Here is a 19261-nt window from a genome sequence, read left to right as displayed (position 1 = left end):
CTGTGAATATAGTCTTTAAAAGGATCCAATTTGCTGGGGCGGGTAGAATGCTGTCGGACAGTCGTTTCGACTGGTTGCAAATACTTCCGCACCGTGTTGCGAGCCAAACCTGTTTCACGGGTAATGGCTTTGATTGACATCCCTTGTTTCCTAAGTACTTTAATGGTCACAACCATCTCCTGAGTTAACATCAAGCGACCCTAAGTAAAGCCGCTAGTTTAAAACAAGGGGGTCAATTTCAAATTGCCGTTAGGGGGTCATTTTTACATTGCCGGTAACATCAGAACGCATGTGTTCATGAGTAACAGAACAAACACCGAGCTTTACTTCGTCAATACCGTCAATGTGAGCGGTATAGATTGGGCGTTTAATCCAATCCAAAATAGTTTTACCATCTGTATCATAAACAGGCATTTCAGACAATTTATCTTCATTATCAATAATCATTTGTATGACTTTTGAAGTCTTGCCAGTACCCATATTGCCAGTGAGCAGAATAATCATGATGCAACATCCGAAACACCGGCCATCAGCTTTTTGCCAACATTCAAAGCAATTTTAAAAGCCATTGCTCCGAATATGATATTCAAAGCATAGCCAACACCTGCAAGCATTGCGATTTGATAGACAGTAGGCGTTAAAGATGCAAAACCATCCAAAATATACCCTTTGAACGTTTGCAACAATGCAAGACTAACACCGCCAGTCACAAAAGCGATGCCAAAAACTGCAATCAACTTTAAAACCAAAAAACGGGCAACAGTGGCCAACATAGCAGCTAAAACAGCAGGCATGACAAACTCCTATGCTTTTCTAAAAAATATCAAGTACAAAGCGGTCAAACTTGCAAAAGCGATAATGAAAGGACGCAACATGACAGCAACATCACAATGTTTTTCATAGCTGTAAATAATCGAACCATGAGAAGTATTATAAGAAGTCGGAGCAGGGCAAGAACCGCTATCAGGCATAAAACTGTCTAAAGTAAATTGAGTTGGATTTTGAATCTCAGGGATTGTAATATCATCAAAAATAGTTTCAGCTTCTGAACCATCCCCCATTTTTTGACAACCTAATGAATCAGGATATTTGTCACATTGAGTAGGTGCAGAAGCTTGAGGTGCTGGATTCTCTTCAACAGGCATTTGATTTTCAGGTAATGGCTCAGGAACAGGCGCAACATCGGTTTGACCATCCAAATCAGGTCTTAACATATGTGAAGTTCTAGCAGTACGATTGTCATTATTGATTGTAATGGTTGTTTGTTTTGCTTTGCCATCAATAGGATCTGTATAAGGGTCTGTTGTAACAGAAGTACCCGCAGGCGCAGAAAAAGACGCAACGACAGCACCACCAGCAATTGGTCCATTTTGATAAGGACGAGCAGCATTAACCCAAGGAGTTGGATTTGATTCAGCAACAGGCAAGGTTAAACGTTCAAAATCATTATAAGTTAAAGGGGAAGATTGAAAAATTTTAACTACTTGAATAATAGGACCAAAAGTAACACCAATATTATTTGGATATCTAGGGTCCTTAGCAAGACAACGTCCAGCATGAACGGCACCTTCTGAATAAAGAGTTAAACCGTTGTAAACAGTAGATTTTCCATTGCAATAATCATAAAAAACTTGTATAGGAGATTGAGCATTAGAAGTAGAAATTTCTTGACATGTATAAGAATTAGTAAAACAAAAATCTTTCCATTGCTGTTTAGTAGAATAATTACCCCAAGAAGACCCAGAAATATGATTCACATTATTAGAAAATAAAATAAAATGACTACCAACAATAGAAACAAATTCACCTTTTTCTTCATCAAGAAAAAACTCATCTAAAAGATAAGGTATTGCAATACTAGCAGCCATACCGTACCAACCTGCCCGGCCAACGACAGGACTTTTAGCATAAGTTTTAACTTTGCTAAAAATATTATTCATAACCGCTTTTTTATCAACTTTATGCTGAATAGTCACAGGAACAGTAGACGGAGCCATCACGCCACTTGGAAGACCTAGACGACCTTGACCAGTACGAGAATTGACCCATGCATCACCATGTTCAGCGTATTTTTGCCAAAAGCGCATCTGTGAAGGATTTTGTTTATCAATACTCACAGGATGCAACTGACCATTTGAACGAACAACACCATCAAATTCAGATGAATAGGCAAAAATTGGAATCAAACATAAGAAGATAAAAAAAGAGCGCATATCAACGCCCCATTGTTAAAATGACTGCTGCAATGATTAAACAAGTCAACAAACCTAAAATTGTATAAATTGACATGGCGTACTCCAAAGGATGCAAAGCAACAACAATATGATTCATAATGCACGCCTTAAAATTGCAACGGCAATAATAGAAACGGCAACCAATATCAAAGACCAGCCCATTTGAATACCATCTTGAAACTGTTCAAGAGAACTGCAAAATGGGAAAGAATCAACAATTTGAATACCGTTTAACGTCCAAACATCATCAATTTTGACAGGCTGCATTAATTGATTGTTTGAATTGATAACAGGAGCAATAGAGCTATATTTATAATCTTGTGCCTCTTGTAAAGACTCAAAACATTGAAAACCAACTTGATAGCCCATATTGCCCCCGAAATTTACAAAACCAAATTACAAAGCTTTTCGGATGTATTTGACTGCAACAATCGCAACCAAACCAACCAAAACAGCCCAAGCTACAGTGGCACCATCTACACCAATATCGCCAATGGCAGTAGTGACATCAGCAGGGATAGCAGCATTTGCAGCAGCAGCAACAGCAACCAAAGAAGAACCTACACCATACTTCACAACTTGATTCATGCGTTTCATAATAAACACTCCGAAAAATGCAAACAAAATAGCGTGTCTGCTTCGCTTAAAAATTAAACTCAAAATCTTCAACAAGATTAAAATCGAACATTTCTTCACCAGAAGAAACATGGTCATCATCAAAATCATCAGGAGTACTGCCTGAAAACTCATATTCCATAATGTCAGTGTCAGTCCAATCTTCAGGAAATTGAGCGTAATATTCATCTCTAGTCATAAAAATCTCACTTGGGGCAATTCATAAGCAAAATTTAAAACCGCCCCAAGTCTTAAATCTTGGGTGTTGTGGGGGCTTGGGAAAGAGCTGCAAAGCGTCGCCCCCGTAACGCTTAAACTTTTGGTTGTTGGGATCGTGGGAAGTGAAACTTCAAAGTAGAGGTGTCAACGATGTAAACGGTCTTTTGTTCATTTCGTGTCAATTCTTCGTCGTACTCAAATTCAACAACGATAGGAGCAATTTCAAGCGGTTTTGCATCAAAAAATGGACGACATTGGTCAAACAAAGCCATATTTTCAGATGTACCAACATCAAAAACACGAGTACCCAAGCCAAATGAACCATCCGTAGGATTGATTTTCATTTCACATTCAACACGGCAATAATCATAATGTTTGCCATCAACATCACCTTTAAAGGCAAAAACCTTTTTCAAAACATAACGAGGCATATCAAGCTCCTAAAATCCAAAAAGAAGGGTGTTATTTAATTCAAAATCATCAAGTTCATCAAAAGGCACGTTTTCTGCGGCATCAACAGACCATGCAGCAGGATGCAAACGCTCAGGCAAACGATTGTGATTTGGTTTAATGAAGTTCAAGACTTGTTCAGGCGTAGCATCTTTAAAGAATTCAATAAAGAAATTGATTGCACGACCTGATTGTTTTTTCAAAACTTGTAATTGACGTTCAATTGTTGAAGACAATTTAACTTTTTGACTGTCAACAAAGCGAGCATTGTGATTTGTGAAACGTGCCGCAGCAGTGGAAGAACCGCAAAAGTAATCAGTAGGGTGAACCAAAGCATCAAGTGGAATGATGGCTTTACGACCAAATTCGACTTCAAAACGAACCCAAGTCTCCTGAACACCTTGTTCGGCTGCTTTGTTATAGACACGGATAAAACGGGCACTATTGCGTGTGCCAATGGTGTAAGTCTTACCGCTTTTATCTCTGCCTGTATCATCTTCCCACTCAGTACCAATACATTGAGCTTTGGGAATGAGCTTGTTACGAGTATTGAATAAACCATTATTACGGTCTTCACGAGCTTGTTCTGGTGAATATTCGTCATGAAAAAAATCCATAGCGATATCAATACGGGTAATCTTCGGACGCACGAACCAAGACGAAGACATGACTTTAAAAAGACGCTTATTCCAATCTGGATGAGCCGCAGAGATACCCAAACCTTTTACTTCTATGCAAAAAGTATTGCTTTGACCGCCAAAATGTACTTTTGCATACAGTAGCTTCTCGTTGGCTTTACATTCAAAACAATAGTCATAAAAGAAATTAGAAGTCATTAATTGGGATGTAATACCAAAACCAAAAATCTCTTTTAAAATCTCAGAAATAGCACGAGAGCGTTGGGCAACAGTATCAACCTTGTGAGAGCCATCTAAACCATCAAAGAACTGGGCAGAGCGTCTATTTAAAGACTCTAAATCGCCTGTAAACGTGACTTGGTCAATAAATGCACCTTCTTGTTCAATGTTGCGTTTTAAAAGCAATTCAACAATATTGCCTCGACAATCCAAAAATTCTTGTTTAAAAGACTCAAAACTTTCAGATTTGGAAATTAAGTCATCCACTTGAGCAACAGAGGTTTGAAAAGGTAGGGGGGTAGATAAATCAAAACCAAAATCCGCAGCAGCTTTTAAGTTTTCACCAACCCACCTATTAGAAAGGTGTCGGTCAAAATTTGCGCTCGGACGACCCAAAGCAACTTGCGCCTCCTCAGGTCGGCTGCAAAGCTGCTTTGGGTCTCGATAAAGATTAACGAAATTAACCATTGTTTTCACCATTAAAAGTTAAAGACGAATGATTAATAAAAGGAATGTCTAAAGAAACAGCTAAATGATGAGCCTGAAGATACATATCTTTAAAAGAATTACTTAAATAGTATTCAGTAGAAGAAGCAAGACTAAAAGCAGCAGTAGTAGAGTTAGAAAAACACTTCAAAAGAACAACAACAAAAGACGTTTTTTCATTACTGTAATCACAAGTAAGGACAACAGATAAAGTAGGATAATCAGAAATTGGAGCAAAACGAGTAGGAGCAACCAAAGGAGAATGAATAACAGAAAAACTCATTTTGCACCCCCAACGAATACGAAATCCAATTGATGGGCGGCAGCAAATTTTTGACATTCACGCTTTGTATTGAAAGAGCGCAAAGGCTGACGAGTAGAAGAATCCAACAAGACACACAAGAACTTTGAACCAGCTTTACTGATTTCTATATAAGCAGTGTGCTTGTCATGTGGTGGTAGAGGCTTATTATTCATAGTCATGTTCTTTCCCTTAACATGGTGTTTCAATAAACATGAGCGAATAATATTTATAGTGAGGAAAAAATAATAGGATTGACAGTCCAAAAAAATATGAAACAATAGCAATAAAATTGCGAAAAGGAAAAAGCTATGCAAACTCAAGCTCAATGGATTGACTTATACAAACGGGAAAAAAATATTGAATCAGATTACAAATTAGGTTTGCATTGGGGCTTTGGAACGGCTGAGATGGCACAGCTAAGACGAGGCTCAAGAAAACTACCGCTTGCGAAGAAAATCATGATTGCTCAAGCATTGAGCCTAGACCCGTTACAGGTTTTTATATCTTGTGAGTATTACAAGGCACGTGAAGAGGAGAAAGAATTTTTGAAAACTGAATATTTCAAATCGGTGATGAAGACTTACAATGTAGCTGTTCCGATGGGATTTTATAAAAAGCGTAGATTTAATAATAATTGAAATTTTGGAATAAAATTCCACTGAGTATCCAATTACGCATAATATATATTATGTTAAATTATAGAACTCTCAGTTTAAAATTCATTTTTATGAAATCAATGTGCACCCTTCTTTGAAAATTTAATTTTTTCAGTGTCTACTTCTGTTATTTTGGTTACACTTTATTTTTATCTGTAAATGAGTTGAGATATGTCTTTACAAGAAACCTTGCTTGCATCACAAGCCATTTTTGATGGCAAGATTATCAAAGTCAGTGTGGATACTGTGATTTTACCCAATGATAAAACCGCGACACGCGAAGTGGTTAGACATCCTGGTGCGGTAGCCGTATTAGCTGTTACGGAACATCAAGAAGTGATTTTGGTGCGTCAATATCGCCATGCTTGCGGTACAGAATTATTGGAAATTCCTGCGGGAAAATTGGATATACAAGGCGAAGACCCGAGTGAATGTGCATTTCGTGAATTGGCTGAAGAAACGCCCTACACCGCTCAATCCATGCGTTTGATACACACGTTTTATACTGTAGCTGGTTTTTGCGATGAAAAAATGTATTTGTATGTGGCCGAAGGCATTGTTCAAAACAGTATCGCTACTGCCGATGAAGATGAATTTGTGGAATTGGTGATGATGAATCGTGAACAAGTTCAGGACGCTTTACAACACAATCGCATTGCTGATGGCAAGACTTTGGTGGCGTTGTATTATTGGTTGGCAAATACGAATTCAATATAAACGTCGGTGATAAAATAAGCGTCCTGTAAATGTTTACAGGACGCTTATTTTATCATGTCTATCAATGTGAACGTATTTGAATCGCAACCCATGCAAAAATGGCGATCACCAATCCAGCAAACACACTCAAAGACACCAAATAACCATATAAATCAATTAATTTACTTGATAATAAAATTGGCCAAATAGTGCCTTGATAACCGACCAATAAAAAAGTTGAAAAAATGGCAGGATTTTCTGCACGTGAGATTTTATCAATCAAATAATAAGCAGGATTCAAGCTTAAACCATGCCCTATACCGATGCTGATGATGCTGATGGCCAACCACAAATTGGCATGTGTCAATTGTAATAAGATGAGACCCAAGCAGCCCAAGGTTAATAAAATCATGCCAAAAGACAAGCTCAAAGATTCCTTCATACCCTTGCATGTCATTTGAACAATGGTGGAAATAAATAAAATGATTGAAATAGACAAGCCGGTTAAAGTGGCAGATTTGGGTAAAGGCAGTTGTGCCAGCATCGATCCTGCTAATGCAGCATACAAGCTAAAAACACCAAAACATGCTGAGGCTGCCAAGGCATATGGCCAAAAAATACGTTTATTTTCAGATGTTTTAGGTGTATTCCACATTCGTGGTTTGATCAGTTTGTGAGAAGTTTGATGTTGATAACGAATCCCAAAACAAGCCAAAAAAACCACTATCGAACCTGCGCAGACAATCCAATATGGCGTACTTAATGGTGTTTGACTGCTATCTGCGACCAAACCGCCAAAAATAGGTCCTAAAGAAAAACCGATAACCGTTACAATAGACGACAATTTTCCTGCTTTGGCTTTGTTGGGAAATGGATATTTATCACTTAAGCCATTCATGGTGGCAGTGGTGAGTAAGCCAGAGGCGATACCAATTAAGAATCGTGACGTACACAAATGCCAAATATTATTGGCAAGTGCAGAATAAGCCAAAGCCATAATGTTGATGAATAAACCCAACATCACCTCTTTTTTATAACCATGTTTTCCTGCTAAGCCATTTAGAAACAATAAAGAAAATACCACCCCTATCATATAAGTGATGAAAGCGTAGCCAACTTCGGTTGTACTTAAATGCCATTGTGTGACATAAATAGCATACAAAGGGCTTGCCAATGCAGTACTCATCACACCCAAACACAAGCTTAAACTTAATATGAGATATTCAACTGCATTGCGTTGTTGAAAAATAGATGACTGCATGAGAGATACTCGTTAAAATTGACCATTAAGTCAATTTTAATTACAAATTGACCCGCGAGTCAATTTTGTTTGAATTAAGGATGGTAGAAATATGAAAAAACGTGGGCTTTCTGTTGAAAAAACGGCTGAAACACGCCAAAAAATTATTTTGGCAGCTTTAGACTCGTTTATTGAATTGGGATTTGCCAATAGCAAAGTTGCGGCTATTGCATCTGCAGCAGGATTAGGCAAAGGCACTATTTACTCGTATTTTGATACCAAAGATGCATTGTTTGAAGGTGTGATTGATTATTTGATTGAAGAAACTTTAGATCCGATTCAAAGTGTAGATTTACCTGACAATCAAACTGTGGCGGATTTTATTGTAGAAAAAATGGTCGCTTCGGTCAGCAATATTGAATCTTCAGGTCGGGCACATATGGCAAGATTGATTTTGAGTGAAGGCAATCAATTTCCTCATTTGACAGACTTATATCGTCAAAAAATTTATACCCCATGGAATCAAGAAATTCAAAAATTATTACAAATTGCCATTGATAGACAAGAATTGCCCTCTTCTATTGATACTGCCGCAACGGCTTTGTTAATTAATGCACCGATTTGGATGGTGATGGTTCACAATGGGGTTTTGGTACGAGATGAACCGATGGATTTGATGGTTTTATTTGTGGAAAATGTTAGGTTAATTTTTAAGTGTTGATATTTTTTGATTTTTAAGTATTTTAATTTTTTAAAATACTTAAAAATGTAAATACATTATGTTAATTTAAGAATTAAAAAAATATATGCATATTAAAAAAGCGTCCTGTAAATACTTACACAGGACGCTTCCAATCATAAAATAAACAAATTTTATTGAAAGGCTTCTATTTTGACTTTGCCATATACGGCGGCATTCATCAATACAATCTCGCAGCTCACTTGCACAGCCCTATCTTTTGCCAAAATAACCTGTTGTAAAGCTTGTATGACTGCATCAGACAAAGCTTTTTGCACTTCATTGGTGCGCTCAGGCTTTTGTAAAAGACGAATTTCAACGTGTACAAATGCATCATCACTGCCCTGCCCCACCATAAAATCATCCCAAACCATCACGCGGGATTTTACATCCAATGCAGGAGCAATCTGGGTCGACAACATGGCTTGATGTGCTGTTTTTAACAAGTGTATTTTGTGCTCTGCCAATGGTGCACTGACCGATAAAATCAAATGAGGCATGTCTATGCTCCTTTTTGCGCCAAGGCCTCTAATAATTTTTGATGTATACCACCAAAACCACCATTACTCATTACCAAAATATGGTCACCTGCTTGTGCAAAAGCCGCAATCTGGGCAACCAAGACATCTAATTGCACCTCAACATGCAACACATCACCTAATGGTGACAAAGCGTCCTGTACATCCCAATCGACACCGCCACTGTAACAAAACACACAATCAGCGTCCTGTAAACTCTCAGGCAAAGCCGCTTTCATCGTGCCCAATTTCATTGTATTCGAGCGTGGCTCCAATACCGCCAAAATGCGTGCTGAACCTATCTTGCCGCGCAAGCCCGCCACAGTCGTCGCAATCGCAGTAGGATGGTGTGCAAAATCATCATAAACCGTCACACCTGCAGCAACGCCTTTGATTTCCATGCGACGCTTCACATTCTGAAATTTAGACAATGCCGCACACGCAGTGGTGACATCCACACCAACATGGCGTGCCGCAGCAATCGCAGCCAATGCATTCATGCGATTGTGTTCACCCAATAATGTCCAATCAATGTGACCTAAAATTTGACCTTGGTATGCCACATCAAACACGCCTTCAGACACCACATTGACCACTTGCCAACCTGTATCGCTGCCAAATGCCTCCACAGGTGTCCAAACGCCTTGCTCTAAAACACGCTCTAAAGCTGGCTGCGTGGCATTGCTCAACACCAAGCCTTCACTAGGTACCGTGCGCACCAAATGGTGGAATTGACGTTCAATGGCAGCTAAATCAGGAAAAATATCGGCATGATCAAACTCAAGATTGTTCAAAACAGCGGTGCGTGGACGGTAATGAACAAATTTAGAACGCTTGTCAAAAAATGCCGTGTCGTACTCATCGGCTTCAATCACAAAAAATGGACTGCGCTCGCTGAAACTGGCTTGCTCAATGCCTTGAGGTGTTTTAAAACCATCTTGTACCGAGATTTGTGGCAAGCGGGCTGAAACAGAAAAGTTTTGTGGCACGCCACCGATCAAAAAACCTGGTGCCAAACCTGCATCTTCCAAAATCCACGCCAACATAGAGGCTGTGGTGGTTTTGCCATGTGTGCCCGCCACAGCCAACACCCACAATTTGTGCAATACATTTTCAGCCAACCATTGCGGTCCTGAAATATACGGTAAACCACGATTTAAAATCGCCTCTATCACCGGCATACCGCGCTTAGCCACATTGCCAATCACATAAATATCGGCTGGAAATTGGTCTAATTGTTCAGGCTCAAAACCCTCTACCACATCAATACCCAATTCTTCCAATTGTGTGCTCATTGGTGGGTAAATTTTGGCATCACAACCTGTAACCTTAAAACCCGCCTCTTTGGCAATGGCAGCAATCCCGCCCATGAATGTACCGGCAATGCCGATGATATGTATGTGTTGTTGCATGATGAACCAATTTTGACCCGAAAATGGCAATGATAGTCAACATTGTCGATTTGGGCAATTTACGAAGCTATTTGGGTATGCAATTGTTGGTGTGGCTTCAGAAAATACACGCTAGCGAATCTCAATCGATTATCAAATCACCGCAGTGATATTCCATCGTTCATGCTTCAAAAAACCATGACTGAAGCCATTTTACAAACAAGCGTCCTGTAACATAGTGTAAATTTGAAGCTTAAACATCAAAAACAGATTAACCACACAAATCCGAATTAATCACGCCACCTGACCCTGAAATACGATAAGTATATTCAGGATCTATGGGTTTGCGTTGATCGCGTGGAGAGTAACCATAGTAATTGCGATAAGCTTTGGAAAAATGCGAAGAAGTAGAGAATCCACACGCCACCGTCACTTGCATCACCGACATACTGGTTTGCGCTAACAATTCTTTTGCCCTTTGCAAACGCAAGCGCAAATAATATTGCGCAGGAGAAACATGACAATAACGCTTGAACAAACGCTCCATTTGGCGCAAAGACAAAGGAATCAATTCGGCAATTTCTTGCATAGACAACACTTCATCTAAATTCGCTTGCATCAATTCAATCGCTGTTTGCACATATTCATAACCAGGCCCAATGATTTCGGTATGCGTCATGTATTGCGTGGTCGAAGCATCGCGAATGCGGTCCATAACAAATTGCTGCGCTACTGCTGTGGCCAAAGTTTTACCATGCTTGAGGCGAATCAAATGCAACATCATGTCCATAGATGCCGTTCCGCCTGCACAAGTATAACGATTGCGGTCTATGGTATACAGTTGCTCACTGAATTCCACCTTATAAAACGCTTCTTTGGCCGCCGACAAAGCTTCCCAATGCAATGATGCTTTATAACCATCCATTAATTTGGCCGAAGCCAAAGCCACCGAGCCATTACACAAACTGCCCAAGACCATACCTTGATGGTCTAATTGCTTGAGCAAAGTCTTGATGGTGGGCGTTGTGGCTTTTTGTACCTCTACGCCACCACACACAAAAACCATATCACAATCAAATAACGCTTCTGCATCCACTGAATCTTGTAAGCCCAAACCATTACTGGCAGGTGTACCATTTTCTTCTTGATAAATATACCAAGAATACAATTCTTTTTGGCTCAAATAATTGGCCATACGCAACACATCCACAGCGCTGGCAAAGGTAATCATGGTAAAACCATGCAACAATATAAAACCAATCTTTTGGGTATGGTATGGCTGACTTTTATGGGTTTGGTTTTGCATGACAAAATCCTTTTCATGTTAATTTAGCAACATGATTTTTCTGAAATTCTTTTAATACCCAAAACCAAACAGCCATCAAAAAACCATTCAGTTGGAAACAAAAAATCCTCCCCAACGCCCATTGAGGAGGATGACAGGCTAGGCAGTATAACGCTGCCAATCAGAGTGCGCAAATTGCCAACTCTTTTGCACCGTATAACCATAAGGTTTGGCAGCTTTTTGCAAGATACGCCACACATAATCGGCAAAGCTGCGACGAAATACCACCACATAATCGTCATCAGCCACCTTACTCAAAACCACCGTACTGCGCTTGAACACGGTATGCACGCATTGCGTGGTTTGCAATGACAAAACATCGTAAGGCATTAAGTGACGCAAGACGGTTGAGGCTTCTTGACCATGAATGCGCATCATCATAAAACCACCGCTGTTATCCACCAATTGTGCAAACACACCTTTTAAAGCGTCCTGTAAAGCATGAAATAACACGTGTTTGTGTTCCAAAGCACAAACCAGCATCCATTCATCAGGCGACAACCAAAACACCGCAGCTTGTTCTGAATACACACTTTGTTTGGCTTTTTGTGGCAAAGCCACGCCCAAAACACTTTCCACCGCTTGCAAAAAATCAGGTTGATTGACTTTGCCACGCAAATGAAAAATACCCACGCCCATACCTGAGCTGTAATTGACATGAGGATGTGCCGCTTGTTCAACCACAGTTTGCCATTGTACGAACAAAGGGTGTTGCCAATGTTGGCGGTAAATATTGACATCAAGCATGTTGACGAACTCCTTCGGCATCGACAAACACACAGCTGTCGGCCACAGTAAATGGGATAATCTTGCCTTGGGCATAAGCATATAAAGTTTTGCCAACCATATTGCGACCATTTTCAATCACAGCCATCGCAATCGAACGACCTAAAAATGCACTGTCATAACTAGAGGTAATATGGCCTAATAATGGAATCTTGGCATCATCGCTGCCCACACGAGGTACAATAATGTTGTTAGATGCAATGATTTGTGCCCCTTCAGGAATCACCACAGATGCATCCAAAGCCAAAACGCCCACCAAATGTTTGCGGTTATCACGCGCAGTATCGCTACGACTCAAAGAACGTTTGCCCAAAAATGAAAACGGTTTTTTCATGCCTACCGCCCAAGCCATGCCCAAATCAATTGGCGTCACCGAACCATCGGTGTCTTGACCGACAATGATAAAGCCTTTTTCAGCGCGCAACACATGCAAGGTTTCGGTGCCGTATGGTGTGATGTCGAACTCTTTGCCTGCTGCCATCACTTGTTCCCACAAGTATTGACCAAAGCCAGCTTCCACATTGATTTCATACGCCAATTCACCAGAGAAAGACACACGGAACACACGAGCTGGCAAACCTGCCACCGTTCCCGCACGCCAATCCATGAATTTGAAGTTTTCAGCAGCAAAATCAATATCTGGACACAGTTTTTGCAATACTTGGCGTGCTTTCGGACCCACCACCGCAATCGTACTCCAATGATCGGTGACCGAAGTCAACCACACATCCAAATCCGACCATTCCGTTTGATGCCACAACTCTAACCAACTCAATACATTCGCAGCACCGCCAGTGGTGGTGGTCATGTAAAACTGTTCATCGTTGATGCAAGCGGTCACGCCATCGTCCATCACCATGCCATTTTCATTAAGCATCAAACCATAACGACATTTACCAGGCTCTAATTTGGTCCAAGCATTGGAATAAATGCGGTTCAAAAACTCACGTGCATCAGGGCCATCAATTTGAATTTTGCCCAAAGTCGATGCATCCATCACCGCCACACCATTGCGCGCAGCCAAACATTCACGCTTCACCGCAGCATGTATGTCTTCGCCATTTTTTGCAAAATACCATGGACGCAACCATTGACCGACAGGCTCAAACGCAGCATCTCGTGCCACATGGCTTTGGTGTATGGCCGTAATGCGTTCAGGATCAAACGTATTGCCAACATCCACACCTGCTAAAGCGCCCAAACTCACAGGCGTATATGCAGGACGATACGTCGTCGTCGAAACTTGTTCAACAGGCACATTCATTGCTTCTGCCGTTAAAATAAAACTGTTCACGCTGGACAATTTGCCTTGATCGGTACCAAAACCAAAAGCCGTGTAACGCTTCACATGCTCAATATGGCGATAATTTTCTTGAATGGTTTGCTTAATGGCTTCAGCCGTCACGTCGTTTTGATAATCGACAAATGCTTTCGGGCCTGTACCTGCTGCCATACCATCTGGAATGCGCACTGCCAAAACCATGTCTTGATGCGCGGCTTCATTCACCACTGGTAAAACCACATCATGTTGGATGTTTTGCGCTGCGAAAAACGCTGCCAAAACTTGTTCAGTTTGCTTTAAAGCGGCCTGAAACGTTTTTTGACCCGTGATAGCACCAATATTGCACACATGGGCTTTACAATCTTGGTAAACAGCAGGCACAACAAATGACAAATGTGCCTCGCTCCAGATCGGACGGCTGGTATCGTGACAATACAAATGCACCGTTGGCGACAAACCACCGCTGCTCAATACCACTTCCGCATCCACATTGAATGTCTGCAACGATTTCAAATCAATCAGCGTTGCACGCTCAACATGGTTTTTACCACCGACTTTGCCCACGCCATGATGTAAATGCACTTTGACACTGCGCGGCAAATAATCCGGAATATTGGCATTCGGGCGCGTATCTGCCACAGTGACTATCGCTCCCGCTTGCGCCAAATCACGTGCTGCCAAGTAAATCTCATCATTGTTGCCACACACCACCACACGTTCGCCTAGCAACACGCCATAACGGTTCAAATAGGTTTGCGCAGCAGACACTGTGAAAACGCCTGGCATATCGTTATTGCCAAACACCAACGGGCGTTCAATCGCGCCACTTGCCAAAATCACTTGCTTGGCACGAATGCGGTGCAAGCGATGGCGTGGTTGACTGCTATCACGCTGATCAATCGGCAAATGGTCTTGCAACAATTCCACCGCTTGAATCATATTATGGTCGTGTAAAGCAAAAGCCGTGGTGCGACTTAAAATCTCTACATTGGCATATTGTGCCAATTTCTCGCACAGTGAATTGGCATAATCCACCCCTTTTAAACCATTAAACGTGGTGTTTGTATCAGAAAGCAACCACCCGCCCATTTGGGCTTGTTCGTCTACCAACAACACCTTCAGGCCGCTTTGGGCGCAATGGAAAGCGGCCTGTAAACCACTCACCCCACCACCGACCACCAAAACATCCACATGATGGTGCAAATGGTCATAATATTCCGCATCGCCCACAGGAGGCGTTTCACCAAAACCTGCAAATTGGCGAATCACATTTTCATACATCGGCCACATTTTAGGCGGCCATTTGAAAGTCTTGCTGTAAAAGCCCGGTCCCATCATGTTCTGACCGACTTTACCCATCACGCCTTTGATGTCAAATTCCAAGCTAGGCCAGCCCGAAGTGCGAAAAGCACTCAAACCTGCATACAATTCCGCTTGCGTGGCTTTGATGTTAGGCGCGCTGTAAGCACCCGACTCCATTTGCACCAAAGCATTCGGCTCTTCTGCACCCGCGCTCATAATGCCGCGCAAACGACCATATTTATAACTGCGCGCCACCGCTTTCACACCATTGGCAAGCAATGCCGAAGCCAATGTATCGCCTTGATAGCCTTGATAAGTCTTGCCATCAAATTCAAATGTCAATGGCTGATTTTCATCAATTTGCACCGATGCTTTGAACACCCGTTTTGCACTCATACCACCACCTCAGTTTGTTCCATGTCTTCTAAAAATAAAGCCTTGCCATCGGCCAAAGTGTAAGAGCCTTGTACTTGGTTGCTGACATTGTGGCGTTTGACCACAAAAAATTTGCGACAACCGGCCACATGTTCCCATTGCTCCCAAATCCAACCTTTGTGATTGCTGCGCATGAACACATAGTCACCCCATTGTTCATCACTCAAGCTTTCAGGATTTTCAGGACGGGCAATATACGCTTCACCTGCATAATGAAACTCTTGTTCATCACGCTTTTCACCACAAAATGGGCAATTTAAATACAGCATAAAACCTCCTAGTGAGCCACGCCTGCGGCACCGTGTTCGTCAATCAAGCGGCCTGAGTAAAAACGATCTAAGCTGAATGAACGGTTTAATGGATGTGGATTGTCATGGGCAATGGTGTGAGCAAACACATTGCCAGAGCCCGGTGTCGCTTTAAAGCCACCTGTGCCCCAACCACAATTGAAATACAAACCTTTAACAGGGGTTTTGCTGATAATTGGACACGCATCTGGCGTGGTGTCTACAATACCGCCCCATTGGCGATTCATGCGCACACGCGACAATTGCGGGAACAACTCAATGATGGCAGCAGCAGTGTGTTCAATCACATGTGGACTACCACGTTGGCCATAACCCAAATAACCATCAATACCCGCACCAATCACAAATTCACCTTTGTCCGATTGGCTCATATAACCGTGCACCGCATTGGACATCACCACCGTATCAAACACTTTTTGCATTGATTCAGATACAAATGCTTGTAATGGATGGCTTTCAATCGGAAAACGCAAACCTGCCATGCCAGCCAAAACCGATGTATGGCCTGCTGCCACCACGCCCACTTGGTTGGCACGCACAAAGCCTTGTGTCGTTTGTAAGCCTTGAATGCGCCCTTCGGAAATGTCCATGCCCGTTACTTCACAGTTTTCAATCAAATCCACGCCCAAAGCGCTCGCTGCACGGGCAAAACCACGTGCCACCGCATCGTGGTGAGCAATGCCGCCACGCGGTTGCCACGATGCACCCAACACAGGAAAACGCGAACGGCGTGAACAATCTAATAAAGGAATTTTGTCTTGGACTTCTTGAGCGGTCAAAACATGAGCATCAATGCCCAACAAATTATTGGCATTCACACGACGCTCAATGTCGCGCATGTCTTGTAAATTGTGACCCAAATTAAAAACGCCACGTTGGCTAAAGAACGTATTAAAATTCAAATCTTCCGACAAGCCTTCCCACAATTTCATAGAATGCTCGTACAAATTAGCAGCGTCTTCCCAAAGATAGTTAGAACGCACCAAAGTCGTATTACGAGCGGTATTACCGCCGCCCAAATAACCTTTTTCCAATACCGCAATCTTGCCGACATTGTGATTTTTGGCCAAATAATACGCAGTGGCCAAACCGTGACCACCGCCACCTACGATGACGACATCGTATGATGACTGCAAAGAAGCCATGCGTCTGGCCTCATGCCACTGTTGATTGTGCGACAAACTGTTTTTCAACAAAGTTTGCCACGAGTACTTCTGCCGCCCAAATGTGTCGTTACTCATGTTATGCTCGCATCCCTATCAGAATATTGGCTGTTGGTGTTGCATTAGGTGTTGCTCATTATTAAGATTTCTATGGCATAAAACCGTCATGTAAAGACAATAAATATCGCAAAAACGACATCCCCTTTTTTTGTCGTTTCGACATCATTTATTGTCGCTTTTTAAATGCTGCGTTTAATGGATTTTGACAATCATAGTCACACACCAGCAGCAGCCATCATTAAGGATTCAGGCAATGAGCCAAATCAGTTTTATTTTGAATTGTTCCGCACCCAGTCAACGAGGCCAAGTGGGTGCATTGATGCAGATTTTGGAAGCACATGGTGCTTATATTGAAGCGTTCAGTGTGTTTGATGATGTTTCTAGCGGTTATTTTTACATGCGCAGCGTGTTCAATATTCACCGTAACGAGCTGAATCTGAACCAATTACACACCGATTACCAAAATTTTTTGCGTGACCAACATGCCGAAGGACAAATTTGGGATGCTCATGAACCGGTTAAAGTCTTAATTTTGGGCTCTAAAACCGACCACTGTTTACAAACTTTGATTGGTGCCAGCAAAGTCGGCGCTTTGCATATGGACATTGTCGGTATTGCATCCAATCATGAAGACTTGCAACCGATTGCCCAATACAACGACATTCCTTATTTCTATTTACCAGTCTCCGACGAAAACCGAGCTCGCCAAGAACAACAATTGGTGGATTTGAAAATGCAACTGGAAGCAGAATTTGTGGTATTGGCTCGGTATATGCAAGTTTTAAGCCCTAAAACCTGCCGTGCTTTAAATGGTCAAGCCATCAACATTCACCATGCATTTTTACCAGGTGCCACGACGCAAACGGATAAGCCTTACGAACAAGCCCATTTTCGTGGCGTGAAATTGATAGGCGCGACCGCACATTATGTCACCCCTGATTTGGATGCAGGTCCTATCATTGAACAAGGTGTAGAGCGAGTGGACCACGCTTATTTACCTGCAGATTTATTGCGTTCAAGTCGCCACATTCAAAGTGTGGTGTTAGAGCGCGCCTTGCAACATGTATTAGAGCGCCGTGTTTTCATTAATGGCGAACGTACCATTATCTTAAGATAAAACCCAAACAAAAACGCACAAAGGAGTCATTCATGTTGAAAGTACCAACCACGTTTTCTCGCAGTGTTACCGTTGCATCATTTGATCCAGAGTTGGCGCAAGCCATTGCCCAAGAAGTAGAACGTCAACAAGACCACGTTGAATTGATTGCTTCTGAAAACTATGTTTCACCAGCCGTTATGGAAGCCCAAGGCTCACAATTGACCAACAAATACGCAGAAGGCTATCCTGGCAAACGCTATTATGGCGGTTGCGAGTTTGTCGATGTGGCTGAACAATTGGCGATTGACCGTTTGAAACAATTGTTTGGTGCTGAGTTTGCCAATGTTCAACCACATTCAGGCTCACAAGCCAACCAAGCGGTTTACACTTCGGTTTTGCAACCAGGCGACACCATCATGGGCATGAATTTGGCGCATGGCGGTCACTTGACGCATGGCGCATCGGTGAATATTTCGGGCAAATTGTACAAAGTTGTGCCTTACAGCTTGAATGATGCCGAAGAAATTGACTACGATGAAGTAGAACGTTTGGCCATTGAAAACCAACCTAAAATGATTGTGGCAGGTGCTTCGGCTTACGCGTTGGAAATCGATTTCAAACGCTTCCGCGAAATTGCAGACAAAGTCGGTGCGTATTTGTTTGTTGATATGGCGCATTACGCGGGTTTGATTGCCGCTGGCGAATACCCTAACCCTGTGCCTCACGCGCACTTTGTGACCTCTACCACTCACAAAACCTTGCGTGGTCCTCGCGGAGGTATCGTGTTGACCAATGACGAAGCTTTGGCGAAAAAAATCAACTCAGCGATTTTCCCATCGTTGCAAGGCGGCCCATTGATGCACGTGATTGCTGCCAAAGCGGTGGCTTTCAAAGAGGCTTTGGATCCATCTTGGAAAGATTACGCCAAACAAGTGAAAGCCAATGCCAAAGTTTTGGCTGAAGTGTTGACCGAGCGTGGTTTGCGCATTGTTTCAGGCCGCACCGAAAGCCATGTATTCTTGGTAGACTTGCGTGCTAAGCAAATCACCGGCAAAGCGGCAGAAGAAGCTTTGGGC

At 42.1% G+C, this 19261-nt stretch carries 24 protein-coding genes; 5 read left to right on the top strand and 19 right to left on the bottom strand.

From position 1 onward, the window contains the following. From H150_RS0112870 to H150_RS0112820, 11 genes are all read right to left on the bottom strand, one after another. A partial coding sequence (locus H150_RS0112870; RefSeq protein ID WP_211206689.1) for a helix-turn-helix domain-containing protein occupies positions 1 to 176 on the bottom strand: 176 nt, incomplete at its 3' end. A 73-nt stretch (positions 177 to 249) separates the two neighbouring features. After that, complete coding sequence (locus tag H150_RS0112865; protein ID WP_019959468.1) at positions 250 to 504, bottom strand: zonular occludens toxin domain-containing protein; 255 nt, start codon at positions 502 to 504, stop codon at positions 250 to 252. Continuing rightward, positions 501 to 794 carry a DUF2523 family protein gene (locus H150_RS0112860; protein ID WP_019959467.1) on the bottom strand — a complete coding sequence of 98 codons (294 nt, stop codon included), beginning with the start codon at positions 792 to 794 and terminating at the stop codon, positions 501 to 503. The genes H150_RS0112865 and H150_RS0112860 overlap by 4 nt, the downstream gene beginning before the upstream one ends. Positions 795 to 803: 9 nt before the next feature. Then, a complete protein-coding gene (locus H150_RS0112855) occupies positions 804 to 2213 on the bottom strand; it encodes an IgG-binding virulence factor TspB family protein (RefSeq protein ID WP_019959466.1) in 1410 nt (469 codons plus the stop codon). Positions 2214 to 2327: 114 nt separating this feature from the next. Further along, the gene (locus H150_RS14495) at positions 2328 to 2603 is read right to left on the bottom strand and encodes a hypothetical protein (RefSeq protein ID WP_019959464.1); all 276 of its coding nucleotides are present in this window, start codon (positions 2601 to 2603) and stop codon (positions 2328 to 2330) included. 27 nt (positions 2604 to 2630) lie between these two features. Further along, entirely contained in the window at positions 2631 to 2831 is a 201-nt protein-coding gene (locus H150_RS15240; RefSeq protein ID WP_026353713.1) for a major capsid protein, read from the bottom strand. A gap of 46 nt (positions 2832 to 2877) precedes the next feature. Further along, entirely contained in the window at positions 2878 to 3048 is a 171-nt protein-coding gene (locus H150_RS15235; protein WP_019959462.1) for a hypothetical protein, read from the bottom strand. A gap of 112 nt (positions 3049 to 3160) precedes the next feature. Next, positions 3161 to 3499, bottom strand: a complete 339-nt coding sequence (locus tag H150_RS0112830; RefSeq protein ID WP_019959461.1) for a hypothetical protein — start codon at positions 3497 to 3499, stop codon at positions 3161 to 3163. Between the two features lie 9 nt (positions 3500 to 3508). Next, the gene (locus H150_RS0112825) at positions 3509 to 4843 is read right to left on the bottom strand and encodes a replication initiation factor domain-containing protein (RefSeq protein WP_169708885.1); all 1335 of its coding nucleotides are present in this window, start codon (positions 4841 to 4843) and stop codon (positions 3509 to 3511) included. Continuing rightward, a complete protein-coding gene (locus tag H150_RS15180) occupies positions 4836 to 5144 on the bottom strand; it encodes a hypothetical protein (protein ID WP_155970646.1) in 309 nt (102 codons plus the stop codon). The genes H150_RS0112825 and H150_RS15180 overlap by 8 nt, the downstream gene beginning before the upstream one ends. Further along, positions 5141 to 5344: a hypothetical protein gene (locus H150_RS0112820; protein WP_019959459.1), complete on the bottom strand. Its 204-nt coding sequence runs from the start codon at positions 5342 to 5344 to the stop codon at positions 5141 to 5143. The genes H150_RS15180 and H150_RS0112820 overlap by 4 nt, the downstream gene beginning before the upstream one ends. Positions 5345 to 5473: 129 nt before the next feature. Between H150_RS0112820 and H150_RS0112815 the strand changes: the two genes are divergently transcribed. Together H150_RS0112815 and H150_RS0112810 are read left to right on the top strand one after the other, a co-directional pair. Beyond that, entirely contained in the window at positions 5474 to 5803 is a 330-nt protein-coding gene (locus tag H150_RS0112815; protein WP_019959458.1) for a hypothetical protein, read from the top strand. 189 nt (positions 5804 to 5992) lie between these two features. Continuing rightward, positions 5993 to 6538 carry an NUDIX hydrolase gene (locus H150_RS0112810; protein WP_019959457.1) on the top strand — a complete coding sequence of 182 codons (546 nt, stop codon included), beginning with the start codon at positions 5993 to 5995 and terminating at the stop codon, positions 6536 to 6538. A 61-nt stretch (positions 6539 to 6599) separates the two neighbouring features. On the opposite strand, the gene H150_RS0112805 is transcribed toward H150_RS0112810, so the two are convergent. After that, complete coding sequence (locus H150_RS0112805) at positions 6600 to 7778, bottom strand: MFS transporter (RefSeq protein ID WP_019959456.1); 1179 nt, start codon at positions 7776 to 7778, stop codon at positions 6600 to 6602. A 91-nt stretch (positions 7779 to 7869) separates the two neighbouring features. On the opposite strand from H150_RS0112805, the gene H150_RS0112800 reads away from it, so the two are divergent. After that, positions 7870 to 8478 carry a TetR/AcrR family transcriptional regulator gene (locus H150_RS0112800; RefSeq protein ID WP_019959455.1) on the top strand — a complete coding sequence of 203 codons (609 nt, stop codon included), beginning with the start codon at positions 7870 to 7872 and terminating at the stop codon, positions 8476 to 8478. Between the two features lie 152 nt (positions 8479 to 8630). Here H150_RS0112800 and H150_RS0112795 read toward each other — a convergent pair whose 3' ends face one another. The 7 genes from H150_RS0112795 to H150_RS0112760 form a co-directional block, all read right to left on the bottom strand. Then, positions 8631 to 8996 carry a 5-carboxymethyl-2-hydroxymuconate Delta-isomerase gene (locus H150_RS0112795; protein WP_019959454.1) on the bottom strand — a complete coding sequence of 122 codons (366 nt, stop codon included), beginning with the start codon at positions 8994 to 8996 and terminating at the stop codon, positions 8631 to 8633. A 2-nt stretch (positions 8997 to 8998) separates the two neighbouring features. Further along, a complete protein-coding gene (gene mpl / locus H150_RS0112790) occupies positions 8999 to 10426 on the bottom strand; it encodes a UDP-N-acetylmuramate:L-alanyl-gamma-D-glutamyl-meso-diaminopimelate ligase (RefSeq protein ID WP_040755959.1) in 1428 nt (475 codons plus the stop codon). Between the two features lie 250 nt (positions 10427 to 10676). Beyond that, the gene (locus H150_RS0112780) at positions 10677 to 11711 is read right to left on the bottom strand and encodes a GlxA family transcriptional regulator (protein ID WP_019959451.1); all 1035 of its coding nucleotides are present in this window, start codon (positions 11709 to 11711) and stop codon (positions 10677 to 10679) included. 138 nt (positions 11712 to 11849) lie between these two features. Further along, positions 11850 to 12497 (bottom strand): sarcosine oxidase subunit gamma, encoded by a 648-nt coding sequence (locus tag H150_RS14490; RefSeq protein ID WP_019959450.1) that lies wholly within the window; start codon positions 12495 to 12497, stop codon positions 11850 to 11852. After that, positions 12490 to 15516, bottom strand: coding sequence for a sarcosine oxidase subunit alpha family protein (locus H150_RS0112770; RefSeq protein ID WP_019959449.1), 3027 nt, complete (start codon positions 15514 to 15516; stop codon positions 12490 to 12492). The genes H150_RS14490 and H150_RS0112770 overlap by 8 nt, the downstream gene beginning before the upstream one ends. Further along, entirely contained in the window at positions 15513 to 15824 is a 312-nt protein-coding gene (locus tag H150_RS0112765; protein WP_019959448.1) for a sarcosine oxidase subunit delta, read from the bottom strand. The genes H150_RS0112770 and H150_RS0112765 overlap by 4 nt, the downstream gene beginning before the upstream one ends. Positions 15825 to 15832: 8 nt before the next feature. Continuing rightward, on the bottom strand, positions 15833 to 17104 hold the full coding sequence (locus tag H150_RS0112760; RefSeq protein WP_019959447.1) for a sarcosine oxidase subunit beta family protein: 1272 nt from the start codon (positions 17102 to 17104) through the stop codon (positions 15833 to 15835). A 235-nt stretch (positions 17105 to 17339) separates the two neighbouring features. Here H150_RS0112760 and H150_RS0112755 point away from each other — a divergent pair, with 235 nt between their 5' ends. Both H150_RS0112755 and glyA read left to right on the top strand, forming a co-directional pair. Beyond that, positions 17340 to 18203 carry a formyltetrahydrofolate deformylase gene (locus H150_RS0112755; protein ID WP_019959446.1) on the top strand — a complete coding sequence of 288 codons (864 nt, stop codon included), beginning with the start codon at positions 17340 to 17342 and terminating at the stop codon, positions 18201 to 18203. Positions 18204 to 18235: 32 nt separating this feature from the next. Beyond that, on the top strand, positions 18236 to 19261 hold a 1026-nt coding region (gene glyA / locus H150_RS0112750; RefSeq protein ID WP_019959445.1), incomplete at its 3' end, for a serine hydroxymethyltransferase.

The organism is Vitreoscilla stercoraria DSM 513, from assembly GCF_000382305.1.
GTDB lineage: Bacteria > Pseudomonadota > Gammaproteobacteria > Burkholderiales > Neisseriaceae > Vitreoscilla > Vitreoscilla stercoraria.
The sequence above is the reverse complement of the archived record's forward strand: the minus strand, read 5'-3'. Positions and strand labels throughout refer to the sequence as shown.